The sequence below is a fragment of the Thalassococcus sp. S3 genome (assembly GCF_004216475.1).
Classification (GTDB): domain Bacteria; phylum Pseudomonadota; class Alphaproteobacteria; order Rhodobacterales; family Rhodobacteraceae.
In genome coordinates, this window is record NZ_CP022303.1 from 4,713,700 (window position 1) to 4,733,452 (window position 19,753).

A 19,753-nucleotide genomic window follows, 5' to 3' on the forward strand; every position below is an offset into this window, starting at 1 on the left:
ACCCCCCCTAGATTTGACCGAATTGCCTGTCCCGCCATTGTCGCGGACTGCTGCCGTATTGTCGACGAAATCGGGCTGAAAAGTGGCTGGCGGTCTGGAACCCGCAGGCCAATGCGACATAGTCAATCTGCCATCGAGGTCGGGAGATCAGAAGGTGGGCCGCGGTATCCAGGCGAACGCCCCATATGCGGGCTGCCACGGTTTCGGCCTCCTCGGCAAAGGCCATCTGCAGATGACGCAGCGAACATCCCAGGCGAAGGGCAAGGCTGACGGGTGTCAGATCCGGATCGCAGGCTTCTGCGCGAATAATAGCGAGGGCGCGAGCGCGGGTGATCTCGCGTAGTGAGCCGGGCGCGGCCGCTCCTCGTGCCGCCAGATCCGCCAGAGCAAAGCGTAACACCGTCTCACTCAGCATGCCGTGCTGGTCGGCGAGGTCCCGCAATCCACCCTGCATTGCCCGAACCGCCTGAACCGCAAGCGCGCCGATGGCCGTACCATCATCCACGCCTTGTGCACTGATCCGGCTCAGATCGCCGCCGAGCCGCGCGAGATAAGCGCGCGGCAGGCGCAGCACGAATTGCTCGAACGGGCCGGCAAAGTGCAACGCGTAAGGCCGCGCCCCGTCAAAGAGCGCCAGCCGGCCCGGGGTCAGCCTGACCTTGCGCCCGTCCTGCTCGGCCTCGCACGAGCCCGCGACCTGAAGATTTGCAAAGACATGATCCAACCCGTCCCGCCGCGCCATCTGCGGCGTGCGCACAACATCCTGCCGACCAGCCCGAACGCGGGCGACGAAGACCCCCTCACCGGCGACACCTTCTATACAATCCTGTTTGCTGAGCCTTGTGTTGCGCAGATCGAGTGTCAGAAACTGGTCGCGCACCACGTCGCTCCAGACAGATGCCCAGGCCCGTGGATGGGTTTCGCCCAGATCAAACCGAAAGGCGGAAGATGCCATAGGGATGCGCGTAGAGAACAGAAATCATGCGCCTGACGGTAACATTGGTGCCGGATTCGAGTCCAATCTGGTGTCCATCGAAGGAGATAAGGGAGGTTTCGACATGGATGCGATCGTCAAACGGTTTCAGACCGGCAAGCTCGACATGGAAGGGTTCGAGCCGTTTCACTACGAAGAGCCCGATACCGGCGCGCAGGCCTTCGGAGAGATCACGACCGTCCGGATGGAGGGTTCCTCCGGTCAGGTGCTTGCCGTCGGGCTTTGGCGTGTCGCCGAGGATACGACAAGCCCCGTCTACAGCTCGCAATTGGGCGATGAGACCTTTGTGGTGCTCGAAGGATCGGTGGATATCGAAGATCTGGACACCGGTCAGACGCACAGCTTTGGCGTGGGCGATATCGTAAGCTGGTCCAAGGGCATGCGCACCCGCTGGACCATCCATGCGCCGTTCAAGAAATTTGTCGTCGTCGCCGGAACATAGCGCACCCGCCACGCGCCCCCGTTGAGTTTATCGGTCAAAGACCGTATCTCGAGCCGATCAAGGCAAAGGATCGGCGCGTGGCGAACCATCTTTATAAGAACGACCTGCCCGATGGGCTCGACCTAGGGCCCGTTGTGGCGATTGATTGCGAGACGATGGGTCTGAACCCGCATCGCGACAGGCTCTGCGTGATTCAGATGTCCGGGGGCGACGGTGATGCGCATATCGTGCAGGTCGCCATCGGCCAGACCGAGGCGCCGAACCTGTGTGCGATGCTGGCCAATCCCGATGTGCTCAAGCTGTTTCACTTTGGCCGGTTCGATATCGCCGCCATGCTGAACGCATTTGGCGTGCTGACGGCGCCGGTCTATTGCACCAAGATCGCAAGCCGGCTGGTGCGCACCTATACCGACCGGCACGGGCTCAAGAACCTCACGCAAGAGCTTTTGGGCCTCGATATCTCGAAGCAACAGCAGATGAGCGATTGGGGTGCTGCAGAATTGACCGAGGCGCAGCTGGACTATGCCGCATCGGATGTTCTGCATCTGCACGCCCTGCGCGATGAATTGAACCAACGGCTGGCGCGCGAGGGCCGGACGGAGATGGCACAGGCCTGTTTCGATTTCCTGCCCATGCGTGCGAAACTCGACCTCGCGGGCTGGCCTGAAACCGATATCTTCGCCCATTCATGAGCGGTTATCAGGATACCGCCCGCCGGGTGATCGAAACGGAGGCGGCCGCGTTGAACACGCTGGGCGGCGCGCTTGACGACCGTTTCGATGCCGCCGTTGCGCGCCTTCTGGACACAAAGGGCCGCGTGATCGTCACCGGCATCGGAAAGTCCGGCCACATCGCCCGCAAGATCGCGGCGACCCTGGCCAGCACCGGCACGCCCGCGCATTTCGTGCATCCGGCAGAAGCGAGCCACGGCGATCTGGGTATGATCACCAGCGCCGATACGGTTCTTGCAATCTCCAATTCAGGCGAGGCGCCCGAGTTGGCGAACCTTCTGATCTTTGCGCGCCGCTTCGATATCCCGCTGATCGGCATGACCAGCCGGATGGAGAGCACGCTGGCCCGTCAATCCGACATCGTGCTGCCCCTGCCTCAATTGTCCGAGGCTTGCGGCACCGGCGTTGTGCCCACCTGTTCGACCACGATGACGCTGGCGCTTGGCGATGCACTGGCCGTCGCTTTGATGGAGCATCGCCATTTCACAGCCGAGCATTTCCGGGAATTCCATCCCGGCGGCAAGCTGGGCGCACAGCTCAGCCGGGTGCGGGACCTGATGCACGGGGCCGACGAGTTGCCGCTGGCCCCGCTGGGCACAAGCATGAGCGATGCGCTTCTCACCATGAGCGAGAAGGGCTTTGGCGTTGTCGGCGTCACCGATGCCAGCGGCGCGCTGGAGGGGATCATCACCGACGGCGACCTGCGCCGCCACATGACCGGCCTGTTGGACCGCACCGTCGAAGAGGTCATGACCCGTGATCCCCGGACCGTCGAGTCCGAGGCTCTGGCAGAAAAGGCTGTGGGGCTGATGACCATGCCCAAACCACGCATCACCTGTCTCTTCGTGGTCGATGCGGCCGATGCGCCTCCGGTGGGTTTGATCCATATCCACGACTGCCTTCGCGTCGGATTGGGCTGATCGGGGGCGGGATGGACGGCTATTCCCGCATTGTCGCCATTTTCAAGGTGGTGCTGCCTCTTGCAGCGCTCGCCATCCTCTCGACGCTTTTCCTGCTGTCGCGTGGGGCGGACGAGGATGCGATCATCCCATTCTCCGAAGCCGATATCGAGAACCGGCTGCGCGATCAGCAGATCACCGCACCGTTCTTTTCCGGCGTCACCCCGAACGGGGAGGAGGTCATGGTCACGGCAGAACGCGCACGGCCCGGTGTCGGTGGAAGCCTGCCCGGCGCAGAGAACCTGTCGGGCCGCATCAGACTGTCGAACGGGGCCGACATCACGCTGACAGCCACGGAGGGGACGATAGACCCTGCGGAAGACCGCGTGACCTTTGATGGCGCGGTGCGAATCGTCACCTCGACGGGTTTCGAGATTACGACCGACACCCTACATAGCGCCTTAGACAAGATTGATGCCGCCACTCCCGGGCCCGTTTTTGGAACCGGCCCGATGGGAAGATTTGACGCAGGGCAAATGCGGATTACGGCAAAAAGCGAAACTGAAAACGTCCATTTGCTTTTTCAAAACGGCGTGAAGCTGATATACGACCCGAAACTGCAAGAAAGATAACCTGTGAATTACATGCGTGCATTGTTTTTGGGCCTTCTCTGCCTGACGCTCACAGCGGTTTCATCATTCGCACAAAACGCTCAGGTCTCTTTCGGATCGCTCCGCGCGGATCCAAGCCTGCCGGTGGAGGTGACCGCGGACACGCTGGACGTGGATCAAAGCACCGGACAGGCCGTGTTTTCCGGGAACGTGCTGATTGGGCAGGGAGAGATGCGTCTTGCCGCGCAACGCGTGCTTGTCATCTATACCGAAGGCGGTCGTGGGATCGAACGGATGGAGGCAACAGGCGGCGTGACGCTGGTCAGCGGGCCGGATGCCGCCGAAGCGGAACGCGCCGACTACACCATAGACAGCGGTGTCATCGTCATGACCGGCAATGTCCTGCTGACCCAGGGGCCAAGCGCGCTGGCAGCCGACCGCATGACCGTTAACTTAACATCAGGCACCGCGCAGATGGTGGGCCGCGTCAAAACGATCCTGCAGACAGGTGATTGAAGGACATGACGACACCCAGCTTACATGTGACCGAAGGCCAGGGCGGCCTGCGCATGGAAAAGCTGCGCAAGTCGTTCCGAAAGAAGATGGTGATCCGGGATGTCACCATGAAACTGGACCGCGGCGAAGTCGTGGCCCTGCTGGGTCCCAACGGATCGGGGAAGACAACGACCTTTTACGCGATTGCGGGGCTCGTTTTTCCTGAAGCCGGCAGCGTCACCATTGATGGGCATACCGTCACCACTTTGCCGATGTATCGCCGCGCCCGTCTGGGCATCGGCTATCTTCCGCAAGAGATGTCGATTTTTCGCGGCCTGAGCGTCGAGGACAATATCTCGGCCATCCTGGATGTCGCCCTGGACGATCGTCACAAAAGGCGCGAGCGGCTGGAAGAGCTTTTGTCCGATTTCTCCATCGAGCATTTGCGCCGTGCGCCAGCGCTGGCCCTTTCTGGCGGGGAACGTCGGCGCGTGGAAATCGCGCGATGCCTGGCTGCTGATCCAAAGTATCTGCTCCTGGACGAGCCCTTTGCCGGCGTCGATCCGATCTCCGTCAATGATATCCGGCATCTGGTCGGGGATCTGAAGAAACGGGGTATCGGCGTTCTGATCACAGACCACAATGTGCGTGAGACGCTTGAAATCGTAGACCGCGCCTACATCCTGCATGATGGTCAGGTTCTGATGTCCGGCACCCCGCAAGAGGTTGTCGAGAACGAAAATGTCCGGCGCGTTTATCTGGGTGAAAACTTTCGCATCAGTTAACGCCGGGTGCGTAAAACGCGTGAAATCCCGCGCATTATCCAAACGCGCAAGACCCGCTTTTCATTGACAGAGAGGGCACCTGTCGGCTCCAATATCACTATGGCGACCATGCTGCCCCTTGCATCTGAACTCAGCGACCTTTTGTTGGAAGGACGGGGTCAGATGCAAACCTGCAGCAGGCCCATGACAGTCACCCAACACTAGCTCCAAGCCCGGACAGAACACGGGCAACGGACGGGTGATCAATGCGAAGGAGATCACATGCGCTACCAAATCAGTGGAAAACAGATTGATATCGGCGAAGCTCTGCAGACTCACGTCAAGACAGAGCTTGGGTCGGTGGTTCAGAAATATGCCGAGCGACCAACTGACGCCAATATTGTATTTTCCCGATCCGCGCATGAATATGTCTGCGAGGCAACGGTACACCTTTCGACAGGCCTGACCGCGCAGGCAAAGGCGCATGCCACTGAAATCTATGCCGCATTTGACGGCTGTTCAGACAAGATGGAAAAGCAGCTGCGGCGCTACAAACGCCGGCTCAAGGACCATCACCGCGAGCGCGCGGAACCTGTTGAACTTTTCGGAGCGTCCTCGTATATCCTCGCCGCTGAAGATGTGGCCGAGGATGCCGAGCCAGACACGCTCCAACCTATGATCGTCGCCGAGATGGAAACGCAGATACAGTCGTTGTCTGTGGGCGAGGCGGTGATGCAGATGGAGCTGGCAGGCGCCCCGGTCCTGGTGTTTAGAAACGAAGGCAAAGACGGGTTAAACGTGGTTTACCGCCGCGACGACGGCAATATCGGCTGGATCGACCCGTAAAGAGCAATAGGAAAGCGGTGCCCGCCCCAGCGGGCGCCGATATGGAGCATTCTCGTATGAACCTGTCCGATATCCTCAAACCTGAGGCCGTCAAGGTATTGTCCGCGGTGTCGAGCAAGAAGCGGCTGTTTCAGGATATCGGCGAGCTGGTCGAGAGTGCATATAGTCTCAGCGCGTCTGCAACGGTGGACGCACTTCTTGACCGGGAAAGCCTGGGGCCAACCGGTGTCGGCCACGGCGTGGCGCTGCCCCATTCCCGCATCGCGGCGACATCTGACGTGATCGGCGCCTTCGTTCTTCTCGAACGGCCCATCGACTTTGGCGCAGTCGATCGTCAGCCGATCGATATCGCCTTTGCCCTTTTCGCCCCCGAGGATGCCGGCGTCGATCACCTCAAGGCATTGGCGCTTGTGTCGCGCACACTGCGCGATTCCAAGCTGTGTTCGAAGTTGAGGGCGAATAGAGATCCCGCCACGCTTTATGCCATTCTGACCGAAGGTCAGTCCGTACAGGCCGCCTAACCACCCTGGCGCCAGGCTCCGAACCCGAGCATCATGTAATCGCGCTGATAGACATCGCTGACCAGCGCTTCGATCTCGTCAGTGTAAACCGCGTCCAGCGTGAATGGCGTCTCTTCCTCCGACGCTCCAAGGTCGGGCTGGATATGGCATCCCACATCGGCAGCCACAATCTGCAGCCCCGTACCAAGCGTTTCTTCCCGCAAGACGAAGTCGGGGGCGACGAAATCGCCAAACCCCTGTAACGCCTGGGATTGGGTGCACCAGGTCGCGTCGACCCGCATGGCCGTCTGACCCGCCAGATTGGCCTTCAAAAACATGACAAAAGCCGTAAAAGCCGCGCGATGGGCATCAAGCGTCCAGTCCGGGCCCGGCTCTTTTTCGGGGATCGGTAATTTGTAACGCCGCCGCAGGGTCCGCCGGATCTGCGCATAACTGCCCGGCCCGGTAGACAGGATTCTGCGGCAAAACGCGCGATGCACGCGCGTCACCGGGTGGGCCAGCACCGTAAAGCTGCGATGCCCGACATGCCGGCGCTTCCACTGCCGCAGATCCTTCTGGTTCAGTTTGGTGATCAAGTTGCCTTCGTCCACCTGATCCAGCGCCGCCAGCCAGGCCCTGACCTGCGCCTCGGGTCCGCCCCTCACAGGGAGGTAGATCAGCGGCGTGCGCGCCGCCGCGACATAAGACGGCACCGCCGGACCATGGCGGGGTTCGAAATTCGGCGTGCGGGATATATTGAAGACATCAAGGCGCGCCAGCGCCGCCGCCATCTCCTCGGGGTTTTCGACTTTGGTTTCGACCGGCGCCGGGTTTTGCCGCTTAAGCGTTTTATCAAGCGCATCAAGCGTTTCATCCACGCCCAGCCAGCGCGCAAGTCCGTTCATCACCTCGACGCTCTGCAGATCTTCGTAGGGAACGTAGAATGCCGTCTGTCCACTAACTTGCAGACGGTTCAGCAGACGAACCTGGAAATCCCGCAACGTCTGCACATGCTCGGCAAACTCGTCACCGTCAAAGGAAACCTTTGCGGCTTTCCGGGCTTTCACATTGGTCAGTTTCCATTGGCCCGTCGCTTGCGCGATCTTCCATGACACATAGCTGTCCAGCGGATTACGCGTTAGGATGATCTTGGCGCAGCGTGGATCATCCAGCATCCGATCAAGGATGCGGGGGTCGTGATCGTGAAAATACCGGAAACCGGCCAGAACGCCCGGCTCCGCCTTGATCCGGGTCAGCAGCCGTTGGGGATCGTGATCCCGTTCAGCCTGGCTGACCCCGAGGATCATTTCTTGCCCCGGATAGCCCATCAAATGCGGGTTGAACGCCTCTCCCAGGCAGCGCAGCCCAACGAATGCATTTAAATTGGTCTCAAGAAAATTGGACCCGGTCCGCATCTCGGCAAACACAACGAAATAGTCAAAGTCGGGCATGGTGTCTTATTTGACCAAATAGGGCTTCTGCTTCGGCTGTTCCTGATGCAGCGGAGCGGTGTCCACGGGAAAATCTCCCATCAGATAGGGGTGCATGCCCTGATTCTTCAGATTTTGCAAAAATTGGCCAAATCCGCTGAGATCCACCATTTTCGGAGCTTCGGCCAGGCGTCTGTTCTGCACCACCCCGATTTCGTCCAGAATGTTCTGAAGCGGCTCCATCGGCGCCTCGACGAATTCCGCCATCGTCCAGATGCGGATCCGTGCCTTGGTGCCCGGCCCGCGTAACACCGACAGATGCTTGTTCTCGATTCTCTGCAGATCCGCGGCCTGCGCCCTCAACTCGGCAAAATTATTGCTCGCCCGAAACAGGGGAACCGCCCATGCACCCGTGATCACCGAAATCTGCGCGTTGGGATCGCGGGCCATCATCCATGCGGGTTTTTGATTGTCCGTCGGACCGTATTGAAAGCACTGGCGTTCCCCGCGGGTGTTCCAGATCAGGTTGGTCAGGAACGCCTTGGGGTCATAATCCCTGCTGGCGGCACTGTCGCTGAGGCACCCGTTGATCATGGTTTGCCCGCCCGCGAACATCACGCGATCCGGATCGAAAATATGGCTATGCACCCGTGTCCCCGTGGCTTTCGCCAACCACGGTTCAAAGTCCTCGAAAAGCTCCGTGAAGCCCTGAAAAACCGAATAAGGACCGCATGTCACTCCGTTTTCCCAATCGAGGTTGGGGAACCGGCTTTGCATGTAAAGACCCGGCCGTCCGCGCGTTCGCCGCTCCACCGCTTTGGCAAAGATGCGGTCGATCTTGCCCGGGTTGGGCTCCGTCCGTTTCAACTCTGTTGCGTTCTCCGTCAGGAATGCGCGGTAGAGGCGATCGGCATGAGGCCAGATCTTGCGCGCCACGAAGCAATCCGACCGACGCAGCAGCTGCAGATGGTCATCATAGAAGATATGCGGTTTACCCTGAAAATCGAACTTCGAGAGCGTGAGCGACCGGCTTTCGATGTTGGTCGAATAAATGCGCACGAGGGACTGGAAATAGCTTTCGTCCGGGATCCAGACCTTGCGAAAGTATCCGTCGTATGTTTCCCGGTGCGGATCCTCGAGGATCGACAAAAGCGTCTGGCGCGTCAAACACCACCATTGGCTGCCCATATGGGGCACAAGACCCTGCGGCAGGCGACGCTTGAGCCCAAGGCGCCGTTGCAGCCGCACATAGATGTCAAAGAGTTTGCGCTGCCGCTTCCAGGAAAACGGGAAGCGCAGTGTGAACCGTTCCTCATCCAGGCCGCCGACCGTCCAGGGCACATCGGCGGTCGTGGCGCTTTCGATGAAGTCGGTTTGCGGGCGGGCTGCGAGGTAATCCACCATGTCCTGCACCGGCCGAAGCGGCAGACAGGAGCCGGAGGAGAGATAGACGTGATTGACCGCGCCGAATTGCTGAAGCAGTTGATGAGCCGCCTGCTGAGAGGCCGCGACGATCCCCCAGGTGCCCCATTCACAGCGATAGCGCTTTGAGAATGTGATCAGCGGGTCATTGGACAGCTTTTTGCGAAACGCCTGAAAGACATCGCGGCGCACCTTCGCATCGACATGCAACACAACCGGGCACCCATTGGCCGTCCAATGGCGCGCGACCTGCTCTGCCCGGGGCAGCGCGGTATGAACCAGCATCACGATCCCGACGGTCATGCCCAGTTCCCCTTGGACATAAGCCCCAGGATCTCAAGTTGACGCCAGTTGATGTATTTCTCTGACCACTTGCACCACAATTCCGGGTCATCGCGAAGGGTCTCTGCATAGGCCTTGTATTCGACCGAGGCGGAGTAGTGCTGCTTCCGGTTCAACTCCTCACTTGCCTTGGCATTGAAGGTGTCCAGAAACTTTGTGTGCAGCAGGATGCCTGACGCCTTCTCGCCCCCCCATTCGTCGTAGACGAGGTTCAGACCACGCGGCAACAGCATGTGGGTTGAGCTGACGTAAGCGTAACGCCGGTCCCATTTCACCAGCGGGATCTTGTTCAGCGCGGGTGCCAGTTGGGGTTTGTCGTAAAAGAAGACACGGCTGCGCGGCCCGCCCTGAATCCACAGATTGCCGTACCGCTTGTTACGCCGCATCGTGTAATTGCCACTGTCGAACCAGGAGGCGATCTCCATCGGATCCTGGCCCTCGCGATAGGGCTGCTCGTCCAGACGCCCTTTGGGATACATGTCGAGCAGCATGGCACTGAAGGACTTGATGGAAGAGGCGTCGAGCCAGTCGGTCAGCGCCCGCAATGGGCGTGTGTCGCAAAACGGGTAGATGAAGAATTCATCCGGGTCCACGGTCAGCGACCAGTGTCCGTGCGCGTGGCGCATCTGCAGCCAATTCAACCAATCCACGCCGAAGCGGGCACGCTTGTATCCGGATTTGGTATGCCAGACCGACACGTCCGGCTGCGACTTGAGATAGTCCAGACCGCCATCGGTGCTGTCATTGTCCACGATCAGGAAATGATTAACGCCGAGGTCGCGATAGTATTTCAGGAAGTAAGGCAGGCGTACCCGTTCGTTACGCATGGTCGAGAATAGCAGGATATCGCCGCTTTGGATGCCATCGGTCCGGTCGGCAATCGGCATCAATTCGCGCCGCTTACGGATCGCACGGATGCGCCAGCGTTTACGTTGAAGCCTGAGGCGATAGGACTGCCAAACGCCCAAAAACCTTGCCCTTTTTTACCTCGGTGTTCCTGCTTTGCTATGCGCTTATCAGGTCAACGTTAACACGGTGTTGAAGTGCTTGTCCCAACTCGGCGGCTGAAACCTCGCGCGCCACTCAATGCTGTCCTGTTCTTTTGGCGCCCCCATCAAGCGCTGTATTTCGTTTCTCCATAGATAACGGTCTGTTTCTTTTACGTAAACGGGAATATCGCCCATTGTTTCCCGGTAGATAGGTAATTCAAGGCAGACGGGTCGGGTCCCCACTGCAAGTGCCTCCAAAGGCGGCAAACCGTAGCCTTCGGCAAGGCTGGGGCAAAGCAAAGCTCTGGCGCCCGCGACCAGACTGTGAACGGCGCCGTCGGGCAGGTCGGACAATTCGGTCACCCGGGTCGCCGGTCCAAGCGCATCAAGTCGGCGAAAAACAGCTTCATTCTGCCATCCCCGCGCGCCGCACACAAAAAGCCTCGGCGCGTCCTCGCCGAGATCGTCCCAAACGTCGAGCAAAAGGTCATGCCCTTTGCGTGGCTCGATCGTGCCCACGGTCACGAAATAGGGATCGGAAAGGTCCAGCGCCGCTGGAACCGCACCGGGATCAAGGCGCGGTACATCAATGCCCAACGGAACGACCGCGCTGTCCGGGACATCTCCCCAAGCGCTCATATGCGCCTCAGCCCGGTCCCGGCTGTGCTCGGAGTTATAGAGGATCAGGTCAGCACAGCGCCGGACGCGCTGCAGCTTGGCGCGAAAGGCGTCTGGTACTCCGGGGCGCTGAAACTGCGGGAAATCCAGTGGGATCGCATCATGCAATAGGACCGCTATGCGGCCACCGCATTCCTGGACGGCACCCAGCATGCGCTCTGTCAGGTTGCTGTGCCCGACATTGAGATAGGCAAAGCCATCCGGCAGATGCCGCGCGAGCATCGCCCGCAAACGCCCCGGCACCGCCCGCGCGCAGGCAAAACGGCGCAGATCGGCCTCGGCCCGGCGGCCCAGGCCAAGAAGCTCAATCAGATCGGGAGGGCCCCATGCGGCGTCTCCGGTCAGCCGCTCAGCAAGAGCTTTCGCGCCATCTGGTCCGACGAGGACATAGCCCAGCCGCGTCCGTGCTATCAGGTAAAGAGGGACCGGGTCTTTTTGCAGGTGAACCAGATAGGCCAACTCAACACGATCGACCCCGGTCAATACCCGGCCCACCCGTCGGATCAGCCGCGTCAGATCCAGCAGACGGGCCTTGGGTCTATTTGTCGTAATGGCCAGCTTGGTGCCATCTCCATGCATCTTCGATCATGGTATGCAGCGTAGAGCGCGTTGGTGTCCAGCCCAGCTCTTCGACCGCGCGCACAGAACCCGAAACCAGCTTCGTGCAATCGCCCGGACGCCGGGGCCCTTCGACATACGGAACGTCGCGATTCGTGACCGCCCGGGAATGGTCGATCACCTCGCGCACCGAAAAGCCGCTTCCCGTGCCCAGATTGAACACCCGGCTCCCCTTTCCCTCTTCCAGCCATTTCAGGCCAAGAACATGCGCGTCAACCAGATCGCAGACATGAACGTAGTCGCGGATACAGGTGCCGTCAGGCGTCTCGTAATCTGTCCCGAACACTGTCAGGGCATCCCGCTTTCCCTCGATCGCATCCAGCATCAGTGGAATCAGATGCGTTTCCGGCCGATGGAACTCGCCCACCTCGGCCTCCGGATCGGCACCGGCCACGTTGAAATACCGAAAGATCACATGGCGCAGGCCATAGGCTGCTTCGAAATCCTTCAATATGTCTTCGATCGCCTTCTTCGAGGCGCCGTAAGCATTCAAAGGCTCCTGATTCGTCTCTTCATCCAGCACGACATTGTCGTGCTCGCCATAGGTCGCGCAGGTCGAAGAGAACACGAAATCAAGGCAGCCCGCTGCGACCGCCGCTTCGATCAGGCTCAAAGAGCCTGTGACGTTGTTGTGCCAGTACTTGCCTGGCTCCTTCATCGCTTCGCCCACCTGGCTGAGCGCCGCGAAATGCATCACCGCAATCGGCTTATATTCCGCGAACGCCGCATCGAGCGTGGCGCGATCAGTGAGGTCGCCCTGCACGAACGGGCCGAACTTTACGGCATCCTGCCATCCGGTGATGAGATTGTCATAGGTGACGGGCACGTAGCCCGCCGCTTTCAAGGCCTTGCAGGCGTGCGAGCCGATATAGCCCGCGCCACCTGTCACGAGAACATGCGTCACGTTGTACCGTTATTCTATTGTGCTGCTTTGTCGATTTGGACGATTTCGCTGAGATACCGCGACAAGTCTTCCCGCAGATCATCCCGCGCCAGGCCAAAGGCCACAGTGGCTTGCAGGAACCCTGCCTTGGAACCGCAGTCAAAACGCTGGCCCCGGAAGCGATATCCGTAAACGCCGCCATCTTCCTTGCCGATTTCCTCGGCGATGGCATCGGTCAACTGGATTTCATTGCCAGCGCCGGTCTTCTTTTTATTCAGGTTGCGCAGAACCGCAGGTGTCAGGATATACCGTCCGATCACCGCGAGGTTGGAGGGCGCGTCTTCCGCTTTCGGCTTCTCGACCATGCCTTTGACCGACACGATGGATCCCATGTCCTCTTGAACATCGAGGATACCGTAGGACGAGGTCTTCTCCGGCGGCACTTCCATGGCTGCAACCATGCTGGCACCGGTTTCTTCGTAAGCTTCCACCATCTGTTCGAGACAAGGCTTTTCAGCCGCGATCACGTCATCGGGCAGGATCACCGCGAAAGGTTCGTTCGCGATCAGCCGACGTGCGCACCACACCGCGTGGCCCAGGCCCAGCGCCTTGTGCTGCCGGATATAGGCAATTGCGCCGCTGTCCATATTGGTGTCTTGCAGCGTTTCGAGCAGATCCGTTTTCCCCTTACGCTCAAGCTCCTGCTCAAGGATGGGGGAATGGTCGAAATAGTCTTCCAGCGCGCTCTTGCCGCGTGAGGTGACAAAGATGAACTCCTTGATCCCGGCAGCACGCGCCTCGTCGATGGCGTACTGAACAAGCGGCCGGTCGACCAGGGTCATGATCTCTTTCGGGACAGACTTCGTAGCGGGCAGGAACCGTGTTCCCATCCCAGCAACCGGAAAAATGGCTTTGGTAAGCTTTTTACGCATGTTCAACCTCAATCAAATATCGCTGACAGCCGTCAGCATTCAAATTCACCCTATACACACACGGTTCCCGGATTGCATGTACTCACACAGATATTTCTATGTGAAGTGCGCGCATGCGCAGCGGAATCGCGCCAATAAGTGCTCAATAATTACGCAGTTCCGCGCATAGTGCAATAACGCCTCTTTTCGCGACGGACGCGTCTTGTGAACGATGTTAAGCGAAACAGCGGATCGTTTCGCAAACTCCTCCCGAATGTTCCCCCGGTTTGGCACCAATATCCGTCGCTTTCGAAAACAACGTGATGAAACAAGGCGGTCGGCGAAAAGAGAAACAGCGTTGTGATCCGTCCCGCCTGAACATGGGCCTTGGCCTCGGCGCGAAGGCGTGCGGCAGACCAGGATCGCCCTGCCAGCACAACATGCTGTCGTTTCGTGTTAGAAGGGAAAGGCTGAAACGCGGTCGCCGATCGGGGCAGGGCAGGCATCGCTATGGGCGGTCTCGTCAGACCTTCGGCATGTCCGGCGTCGAGGCTGCGCATCAATCTGCCGACATCGCGGGGTTCCAAAGCGCCTGTCACCATATGCCGAAGCGCGCGCGCCCGTTCACGCCGGCGAATCGCTATCCAGATCTCGGAGCGCATGTCCTCGGGACAATGCTTGTTCAAAAACACAGCCCAGCTTGCCCCGATCTGATGCAGATCCTTCGGCACCCTTGATCGGGTGCGTATCGCGTTTTCCTGAAACCCGTGATGCACCTCGGCCAGAGGCGCGATGGCGGTCTGCAAGCGGCGCGCGGCAAGGCGGAGGTTCAGATCGGTCTCGTCATGGAAATAGTGAAAGTTAGGATCGAAACCGCCCATCTCAGCCAGAATCGACCGGCGGATGGCCATGTTGGTGCCTTCCGTCTTCACGGCCTGACCGGGTTGCGCGGTCAGGATCGTGGCGCGATGCGAATCGACATCAAGCGATGCGGTCTCTCCTGTGTGGTCGACCGACTGTGCCTGCCATTGCCAGGAAATGCCGTTTCGGCCGCGCACAAAACCACCGACCGCGCTGACGTCAGGGTCTGAAAACGGGCCAATCAGGTAAGTGAGCCACGCAGGCTCCGGCACCGCGTCGTCATCTATGAAAGCGACGATCTCGCCGGCGGCCTCCGCCACGCCCATGTTGCGCGCCTGGGATATGTTGGCCTCGTCGAACACAACCAGTTTGAGATCATCCGCAATCGGCAGACGTCTGACCGCACGAAGCCCTTCGGTACAGGCAACCACGATGATTTCGAACGGCGCGTAAAGAAGCTGAGAAATACCCGTCAGACACCGTGTCAGCGCTTTAGGCCGGCCACGGCTGACCACGACCACGCTGACCGGAGGGGACGTCATTCCAATCCCATTGCCTGCATCATGGCCTCGATCTTGGGGATGTCTTCGGGGTTGTTCAACTCCCAGAACTGCCGGCCCCGTGCCTCAACCTCCACACAGAGGATGCTGCGCCCGCTTTCCATGAACCGCAGTTGCTCAAGCCCTTCGAGTGTTTCCAGCGGGCCAACGTCCCAGCCGGGATAGGCAGCCAGCGCGTCCGCGCGAAAGGCGTAAACACCGACATGGTGAAAGACCGGCGTGGGGGCGGTGTCGGCATAGGTCTCTGTGGTGAAGGGAATAACCTCCTTCGAGAAATAAAGTGCCCTGTTGGACTGATCGAAGACAGCGGTGGTGCCGCCGACGCGGCCCGCCTTTCGATCCGCCAGAAATCCGGCCAATGCCGCCCCATCGCAGCGCAGAACCGGCGTCGCGGCGCCGGCTTCCGGGGCATTCACCAGTCCCGTCACCAGATCTTCGATAAACCAGTGGGGCGTAAGCGGCGCATCGCCCTGCAGATTGACGACGATGTCAAACCCGCCGCCGAGCACCTGGTGTGCTTCGGCACATCGTTCCGTGCCGTTGGCACAGGTGGGGGAGGTCATGACAACCTCCGCCCCGAAGGCTTGGCATGCGTCCTGGATACGCTGATCGTCTGTCGCCACCACGACCCGGTCCACGCCGCTGACGGCCTGTGCCGCGCGCCAGGAGCGCTCAATCAGGCTGACCTTTTGCCCCTTCGCACCGGTCAATTCCGCAAGCGGCTTTCCGGGGTAGCGGGAGGAGGCAAAACGGGCCGGGATGACGATAAGGACGGACATCAGGCGGGCTTAAGCTCCACACCCGGCGCATAGGCGATGAAGAAGGGGTTGGCATATCCTTCTTTGCCGTAGGTCAGTGGCGTCTGATCGTCAAAGCGGACAACCTGCCCGCCCGCACCCGCCAGCACCGCGTGACCTGCGGCCGTGTCCCATTCCATCGTGCGGCCCAGACGCGGATAGAGATCCGCCTCTCCGGTCGCAACAAGACAGAACTTCAGCGAGGACCCTGCGCTGGTCATGTCTTTCACACTATATTTGCCGATATAGTCATCAGTTGCCTGATCGCGGTGAGATTTGCTGGCCACGACCATCAATCCCGCATTGTCGGGCTGTGAGACGGTGACCTTGCTGGCCTCTCCCATCTCTTCGGGGTTGAAGGGACCTTTTTCTTCGACCGTGCTGCCATCGGCGAGGGTCAGAAACATCCGCCCCTTGGCCGGCGCGTAAACAACTCCGCGCGTCGGCACGCCGTTTTCGACAAGCGCGATGTTCACCGTGAAGTCCCCGCGCCGATGAATAAACTCCTTGGTGCCGTCCAGAGGGTCGACGATCAGGAATGTATCGCCTGTTTCCTTGTGCGAGGCGGACTGCTCTTCGGTCACGAGCATCACGTCGGGAAACGCGGCTTTCAGCCCATCCGAGATCAAAGCATCCGCAGCCTCGTCCGCGGCGGTGACCGGACTATCATCCGACTTGACCTTCACATCGAAATCATCGGCCTCGTAAATCTCCATGATCTTGTCGCCTGCCTCAAGCGCGAGGCGTCGTATCACGGGAATAAGTGCCTCATAGGTCATCCGGTCAATCTCCATTTCTTTCAGTTCATTGAAATATCGGGCAAAGCCGCTTATGCTGCGCAACTAACGGAACCGCAAGAATTCCGTGTCACAATTGGCAGCGTCACAGGGTCACGAGGGTCATGTTCGATTCCAGAAGACGGCAATCCGGCTTCGGTGCCGCGGTCAATATATTCGAGCTCGTATATCATTCCATCGTTCGCAACGTTCGGAAATCTCACAGCAATGCATTCATGGCTGTGCTCACCAACATGCTGCAGATCGTCATCTTCGTACTGGCCTTCTACATCATGTTCACCGTTCTGGGCCTGCGCAGCGCGGCGATCCGGGGTGATTTCCTGCTCTACATCATGACCGGCATCTTTCTTTACATGACCCACGTAAAGACGTTGGCCGCCGTCGTCGCCTCGGAAGGGCCCGCAAGCCCGATGATGAAGCATGCGCCGATGAACACGGTCATCTCGATCCTGTCTTCGGCCTTTGGCGCACTTTATATTCAGTTGCTTTCGCTCTTTGTGATCCTTTTCGGGTATCACGTGATCTTCACGCCGATCGAGTTTGAAGATCCGGCAAGCACATTCGCGATGCTGATGGTTGCCTGGTTCACCGGCGCCGCGCTGGGTGTGCTACTTCTGGCCATCAAGCCCTGGTTTCCCACGGCCGTATCGGTCTTCACCCAGATCTATCAGCGCGCGAACATGATCGCGTCGGGCAAGATGTTCGTGGCCAATACGCTGCCCAGCTTTATGCTGGCGCTGTTTGACTGGAACCCGCTCTTTCACGCGATCGACCAGTCGCGCGGTTACGCCTTTATCAATTACAACCCCCGCTACAGCAGTTGGGAATACGCGATGTGGGTCGGCGTCATCCTCCTGATGATCGGCCTGATGGGCGAATTCTATACGCGCAAAAACACCTCGGCGAGCTGGTACGCCCGGAGATGAGGGGGCTTCTCATCCTCCTTTTGTGTCTTGCCGCTCCGGCCTGGGCCACGCAAGATCAATGGCCCGCGCTCTTCGACGTCTCCGGTGTCGCGGACGACGATGTTCTGAACATTCGCTCCGCCCCTGATGCAAGCTCCGATATCATCGGATCGTTGGGCCCGTCGGATCGGGATATCGAGGTCATATCTCCAAACGACGCGGAAACCTGGGGCCTCGTGAATACCGGCGAGGGGACCGGCTGGGTCAGCCTGCGCTTTCTCACCCGCCAGCCCGGCCAATGGTTGGGGGCCCTGCCACAACCGCTTTTCTGCTCGGGGACCGAACCGTTCTGGTCCTTCTCTTATGACAAAGAGAAGGCGGCGCAGTTCAGCACGCCCGATCTGCCGGAGCAGAGCGGCCTGATCACCGGCCACTGGCCTGCACAAAACCGACGTGACCGCCATGCTTTGGTGGGGCAGGTGTCCTCCGTCGGTCAGATCGGCCCGGCAGAGATCGCAGCGATGCTGCGCCTTGGCCAATGCTCCGACGGGATGTCCGACCGAAGCTATGGCATTCACATCGACCTTCTGATCGGCGATCTTTCCGATGCGCGGCTTTTGTCGGGCTGCTGCAGCCTGAGCGGACCTTAGGTCACCACGCGCAAGGTCAGGTTCAGCCGCCCGCCCTTGGGCAGCAGCCTGGACGAGCCGAACCGGATCCGGTCCACCCCGTGATAGGTCAGCCGGGCCGGCCCGCCCATCACCATCACGTCGCCCGAATGCAGCCAGACCGATTCCGTCTTGCCGCCGCGCGTGGTGTTGCCGATCCGGAACAAGCCCTCATCGCCCAGCGATATGGATACGACGGGCCATGCGAAATCCGCCTCGTCCCTGTCCTGATGAAGGCCCATTTTCGTGCCCTCGCCGTAATAGTTGATCAGACAGCATTCCGGCGCGCGTTCCACGCCCGAAACCGAATCCCACACCGCCCGGATCGATGCCGGGATCTTGGGCCAGGGCGTGCCAGCAGGGTGCGTCTCGACATAGCGATAGCCGGTCTTGTCCGAAAACCAGCCATATTGCCCGGCTGCCGTGATACGGACCGACATGGGCTTGCCGTAAGGTGTCATCGGGCTGAAAAAAGGGGCTGCACGGACCACTGCGCGGATATCCTCCAGCATGCCGCGCTGCGCCTCGACACCCAGAAAGCTCTGGTGCAGCTTGAACCCCCGGATCATCAGCGGCATTCGAACCAGCCCTCCCCTGCCCGATAGTAGTGCGACGGAACCGGCCGGACCGCGCGTTGACCTTACGTCCCCGGAGCGCAGGCTCTCCGCACGGGACGTCGCATAAAGCAAAACCGGGCTTCAATACAGGATCAACGCATGAGACATCTCTCCCTCGCCCTTGGCACTGCAACGCTGATGGGCGCCCAGACCGCTCAGGCCCAGGAATTCAGCATCGGACTTGGAGCGATAAACACGCCGCAATATTCCGGGTCTGCCGATGACGATACCGAAGCACTTCCCTTTATCGCCTACCGAAATGACCGGATCGGACTGCGAACGATCCCCGACGGGCTTGGGCTGCAACTTGACCTGATCGGGCCGGGCCTGCTGAGCGCAGGGCCATTGCTGCGGTACAGCGACGGGCGCGATCCGGGCGACATCGACAACCCCGCCGTCGCCGCCCTGCCAGAGATTGACGGCACCTTCGAGCTGGGCGGCTTTCTGGAAGCGGCCTTTCCCATCGCCCAAAGCGCGCGAGGCGGCACGATGGCCACCGGACGGCTGGCATTGCTGCAAGGAGTCGATGGGGGTCATGACGGTCTGGTGACCGAGCTGTCGGGCGGTATCCGCCACAGCACAGGCCCCTGGCAATTCGGCGCGAGCCTCTTTGCGACCTTTGGCGACGACAGCTATAACAACACCTTCTACGGTGTCGCCCCCGGATCCGGCTTGCCCGCCTATCGCGCAGATGGCGGGATCTTTGAGAGCGGTGTTCGTCTGTCGGCGGGATATGAGATCAACGACAACCTGTCTGCCGTCGGATTGGCCAGTTTTTCCGTCCTGCAAGGCGATGCCGCCGACAGCCCCATCGTCACCAATGGGGGCGATGATCAGCAAGTGTCGGTGGGATTCGGGCTGGTCTATACGTTCAACTGAGGCAATCGCCAAAGCTGCCTAAAATTGGTCGAAAGTTGCACCCAGACGCGCCTGCATCGGGCGCGTCGTAATGCTTGCAGGCCGAAATCTCCCTCCTTATATACCCGTGGAGCG

22 protein-coding genes are annotated in these 19,753 nt (G+C 59.9%); 11 read left to right on the plus strand and 11 right to left on the minus strand.

Features of this window, described 5'->3' with window-relative positions:
- Positions 1-7 precede the first annotated feature (7 nt).
- Positions 8-955: a helix-turn-helix domain-containing protein gene (locus CFI11_RS22940; RefSeq protein ID WP_130409803.1), complete on the minus strand. Its 948-nt coding sequence runs from the start codon at positions 953-955 to the stop codon at positions 8-10.
- Positions 956-1,058: 103 nt separating this feature from the next.
- Between CFI11_RS22940 and CFI11_RS22945 the strand changes: the two genes are divergently transcribed.
- From CFI11_RS22945 to CFI11_RS22980, 8 genes are all read left to right on the plus strand, one after another.
- A complete protein-coding gene (locus tag CFI11_RS22945; protein ID WP_165390386.1) occupies positions 1,059-1,436 on the plus strand; it encodes a cupin domain-containing protein in 378 nt (125 codons plus the stop codon).
- Positions 1,437-1,513: 77 nt separating this feature from the next.
- A complete protein-coding gene (locus tag CFI11_RS22950) occupies positions 1,514-2,128 on the plus strand; it encodes a ribonuclease D (RefSeq protein WP_130409805.1) in 615 nt (204 codons plus the stop codon).
- Complete coding sequence (locus tag CFI11_RS22955; protein WP_130409806.1) at positions 2,125-3,087, plus strand: SIS domain-containing protein; 963 nt, start codon at positions 2,125-2,127, stop codon at positions 3,085-3,087. The genes CFI11_RS22950 and CFI11_RS22955 overlap by 4 nt, the downstream gene beginning before the upstream one ends.
- Positions 3,088-3,098: 11 nt before the next feature.
- Complete coding sequence (gene lptC, locus CFI11_RS22960) at positions 3,099-3,698, plus strand: LPS export ABC transporter periplasmic protein LptC (protein ID WP_130409807.1); 600 nt, start codon at positions 3,099-3,101, stop codon at positions 3,696-3,698.
- 12 nt (positions 3,699-3,710) lie between these two features.
- Complete coding sequence (gene lptA / locus CFI11_RS22965; protein WP_174843520.1) at positions 3,711-4,193, plus strand: lipopolysaccharide transport periplasmic protein LptA; 483 nt, start codon at positions 3,711-3,713, stop codon at positions 4,191-4,193.
- A gap of 5 nt (positions 4,194-4,198) precedes the next feature.
- Complete coding sequence (gene lptB / locus CFI11_RS22970; protein ID WP_130409809.1) at positions 4,199-4,957, plus strand: LPS export ABC transporter ATP-binding protein; 759 nt, start codon at positions 4,199-4,201, stop codon at positions 4,955-4,957.
- Positions 4,958-5,218: 261 nt separating this feature from the next.
- Positions 5,219-5,782 carry a ribosome hibernation-promoting factor, HPF/YfiA family gene (gene hpf, locus CFI11_RS22975; RefSeq protein ID WP_130409810.1) on the plus strand — a complete coding sequence of 188 codons (564 nt, stop codon included), beginning with the start codon at positions 5,219-5,221 and terminating at the stop codon, positions 5,780-5,782.
- A gap of 56 nt (positions 5,783-5,838) precedes the next feature.
- The gene (locus CFI11_RS22980) at positions 5,839-6,303 is read left to right on the plus strand and encodes a PTS sugar transporter subunit IIA (RefSeq protein ID WP_130409811.1); all 465 of its coding nucleotides are present in this window, start codon (positions 5,839-5,841) and stop codon (positions 6,301-6,303) included.
- Here CFI11_RS22980 and CFI11_RS22985 read toward each other — a convergent pair.
- From CFI11_RS22985 to cysQ, 9 genes are all read right to left on the minus strand, one after another.
- On the minus strand, positions 6,300-7,733 hold the full coding sequence (locus CFI11_RS22985; protein WP_130409812.1) for a nodulation protein NodH: 1,434 nt from the start codon (positions 7,731-7,733) through the stop codon (positions 6,300-6,302). The genes CFI11_RS22980 and CFI11_RS22985 overlap by 4 nt on opposite strands.
- A 6-nt stretch (positions 7,734-7,739) precedes the next feature.
- Positions 7,740-9,437, minus strand: coding sequence for a beta-1,6-N-acetylglucosaminyltransferase (locus CFI11_RS22990; RefSeq protein WP_130409813.1), 1,698 nt, complete (start codon positions 9,435-9,437; stop codon positions 7,740-7,742).
- A complete protein-coding gene (locus tag CFI11_RS22995) occupies positions 9,434-10,363 on the minus strand; it encodes a glycosyltransferase family 2 protein (protein ID WP_371687457.1) in 930 nt (309 codons plus the stop codon). The genes CFI11_RS22990 and CFI11_RS22995 overlap by 4 nt, the downstream gene beginning before the upstream one ends.
- A gap of 129 nt (positions 10,364-10,492) precedes the next feature.
- Positions 10,493-11,722 (minus strand): glycosyltransferase, encoded by a 1,230-nt coding sequence (locus CFI11_RS23000; RefSeq protein ID WP_130409815.1) that lies wholly within the window; start codon positions 11,720-11,722, stop codon positions 10,493-10,495.
- Positions 11,682-12,665: a UDP-glucose 4-epimerase GalE gene (galE, locus tag CFI11_RS23005; RefSeq protein WP_130409816.1), complete on the minus strand. Its 984-nt coding sequence runs from the start codon at positions 12,663-12,665 to the stop codon at positions 11,682-11,684. The genes CFI11_RS23000 and galE overlap by 41 nt, the downstream gene beginning before the upstream one ends.
- A gap of 14 nt (positions 12,666-12,679) precedes the next feature.
- A complete protein-coding gene (gene galU, locus CFI11_RS23010; RefSeq protein WP_130409817.1) occupies positions 12,680-13,576 on the minus strand; it encodes a UTP--glucose-1-phosphate uridylyltransferase GalU in 897 nt (298 codons plus the stop codon).
- Positions 13,577-13,725: 149 nt separating this feature from the next.
- Entirely contained in the window at positions 13,726-14,958 is a 1,233-nt protein-coding gene (locus CFI11_RS23015) for a glycosyltransferase family 2 protein (protein WP_130409818.1), read from the minus strand.
- Positions 14,955-15,755: a 3-deoxy-manno-octulosonate cytidylyltransferase gene (locus tag CFI11_RS23020; protein ID WP_130409819.1), complete on the minus strand. Its 801-nt coding sequence runs from the start codon at positions 15,753-15,755 to the stop codon at positions 14,955-14,957. The genes CFI11_RS23015 and CFI11_RS23020 overlap by 4 nt, the downstream gene beginning before the upstream one ends.
- Positions 15,755-16,552 carry a 3'(2'),5'-bisphosphate nucleotidase CysQ gene (cysQ, locus tag CFI11_RS23025; RefSeq protein ID WP_130410131.1) on the minus strand — a complete coding sequence of 266 codons (798 nt, stop codon included), beginning with the start codon at positions 16,550-16,552 and terminating at the stop codon, positions 15,755-15,757. Before cysQ ends, CFI11_RS23020 begins: the two co-directional genes overlap by 1 nt.
- 122 nt (positions 16,553-16,674) lie before the next feature.
- Here cysQ and CFI11_RS23030 point away from each other — a divergent pair, with 122 nt between their 5' ends.
- Positions 16,675-17,496 carry an ABC transporter permease gene (locus CFI11_RS23030; protein WP_130409820.1) on the plus strand — a complete coding sequence of 274 codons (822 nt, stop codon included), beginning with the start codon at positions 16,675-16,677 and terminating at the stop codon, positions 17,494-17,496.
- Positions 17,493-18,125, plus strand: a complete 633-nt coding sequence (locus CFI11_RS23035; protein ID WP_130409821.1) for an SH3 domain-containing protein — start codon at positions 17,493-17,495, stop codon at positions 18,123-18,125. Before CFI11_RS23030 ends, CFI11_RS23035 begins: the two co-directional genes overlap by 4 nt.
- Here the strand turns inward: CFI11_RS23035 and CFI11_RS23040 are convergent.
- Entirely contained in the window at positions 18,122-18,721 is a 600-nt protein-coding gene (locus tag CFI11_RS23040; protein ID WP_130409822.1) for an alpha-ketoglutarate-dependent dioxygenase AlkB, read from the minus strand. The genes CFI11_RS23035 and CFI11_RS23040 overlap by 4 nt on opposite strands.
- Positions 18,722-18,859: 138 nt before the next feature.
- Here CFI11_RS23040 and CFI11_RS23045 point away from each other — a divergent pair, with 138 nt between their 5' ends.
- Complete coding sequence (locus tag CFI11_RS23045; RefSeq protein ID WP_130409823.1) at positions 18,860-19,639, plus strand: MipA/OmpV family protein; 780 nt, start codon at positions 18,860-18,862, stop codon at positions 19,637-19,639.
- Positions 19,640-19,753: the final 114 nt, after the last annotated feature.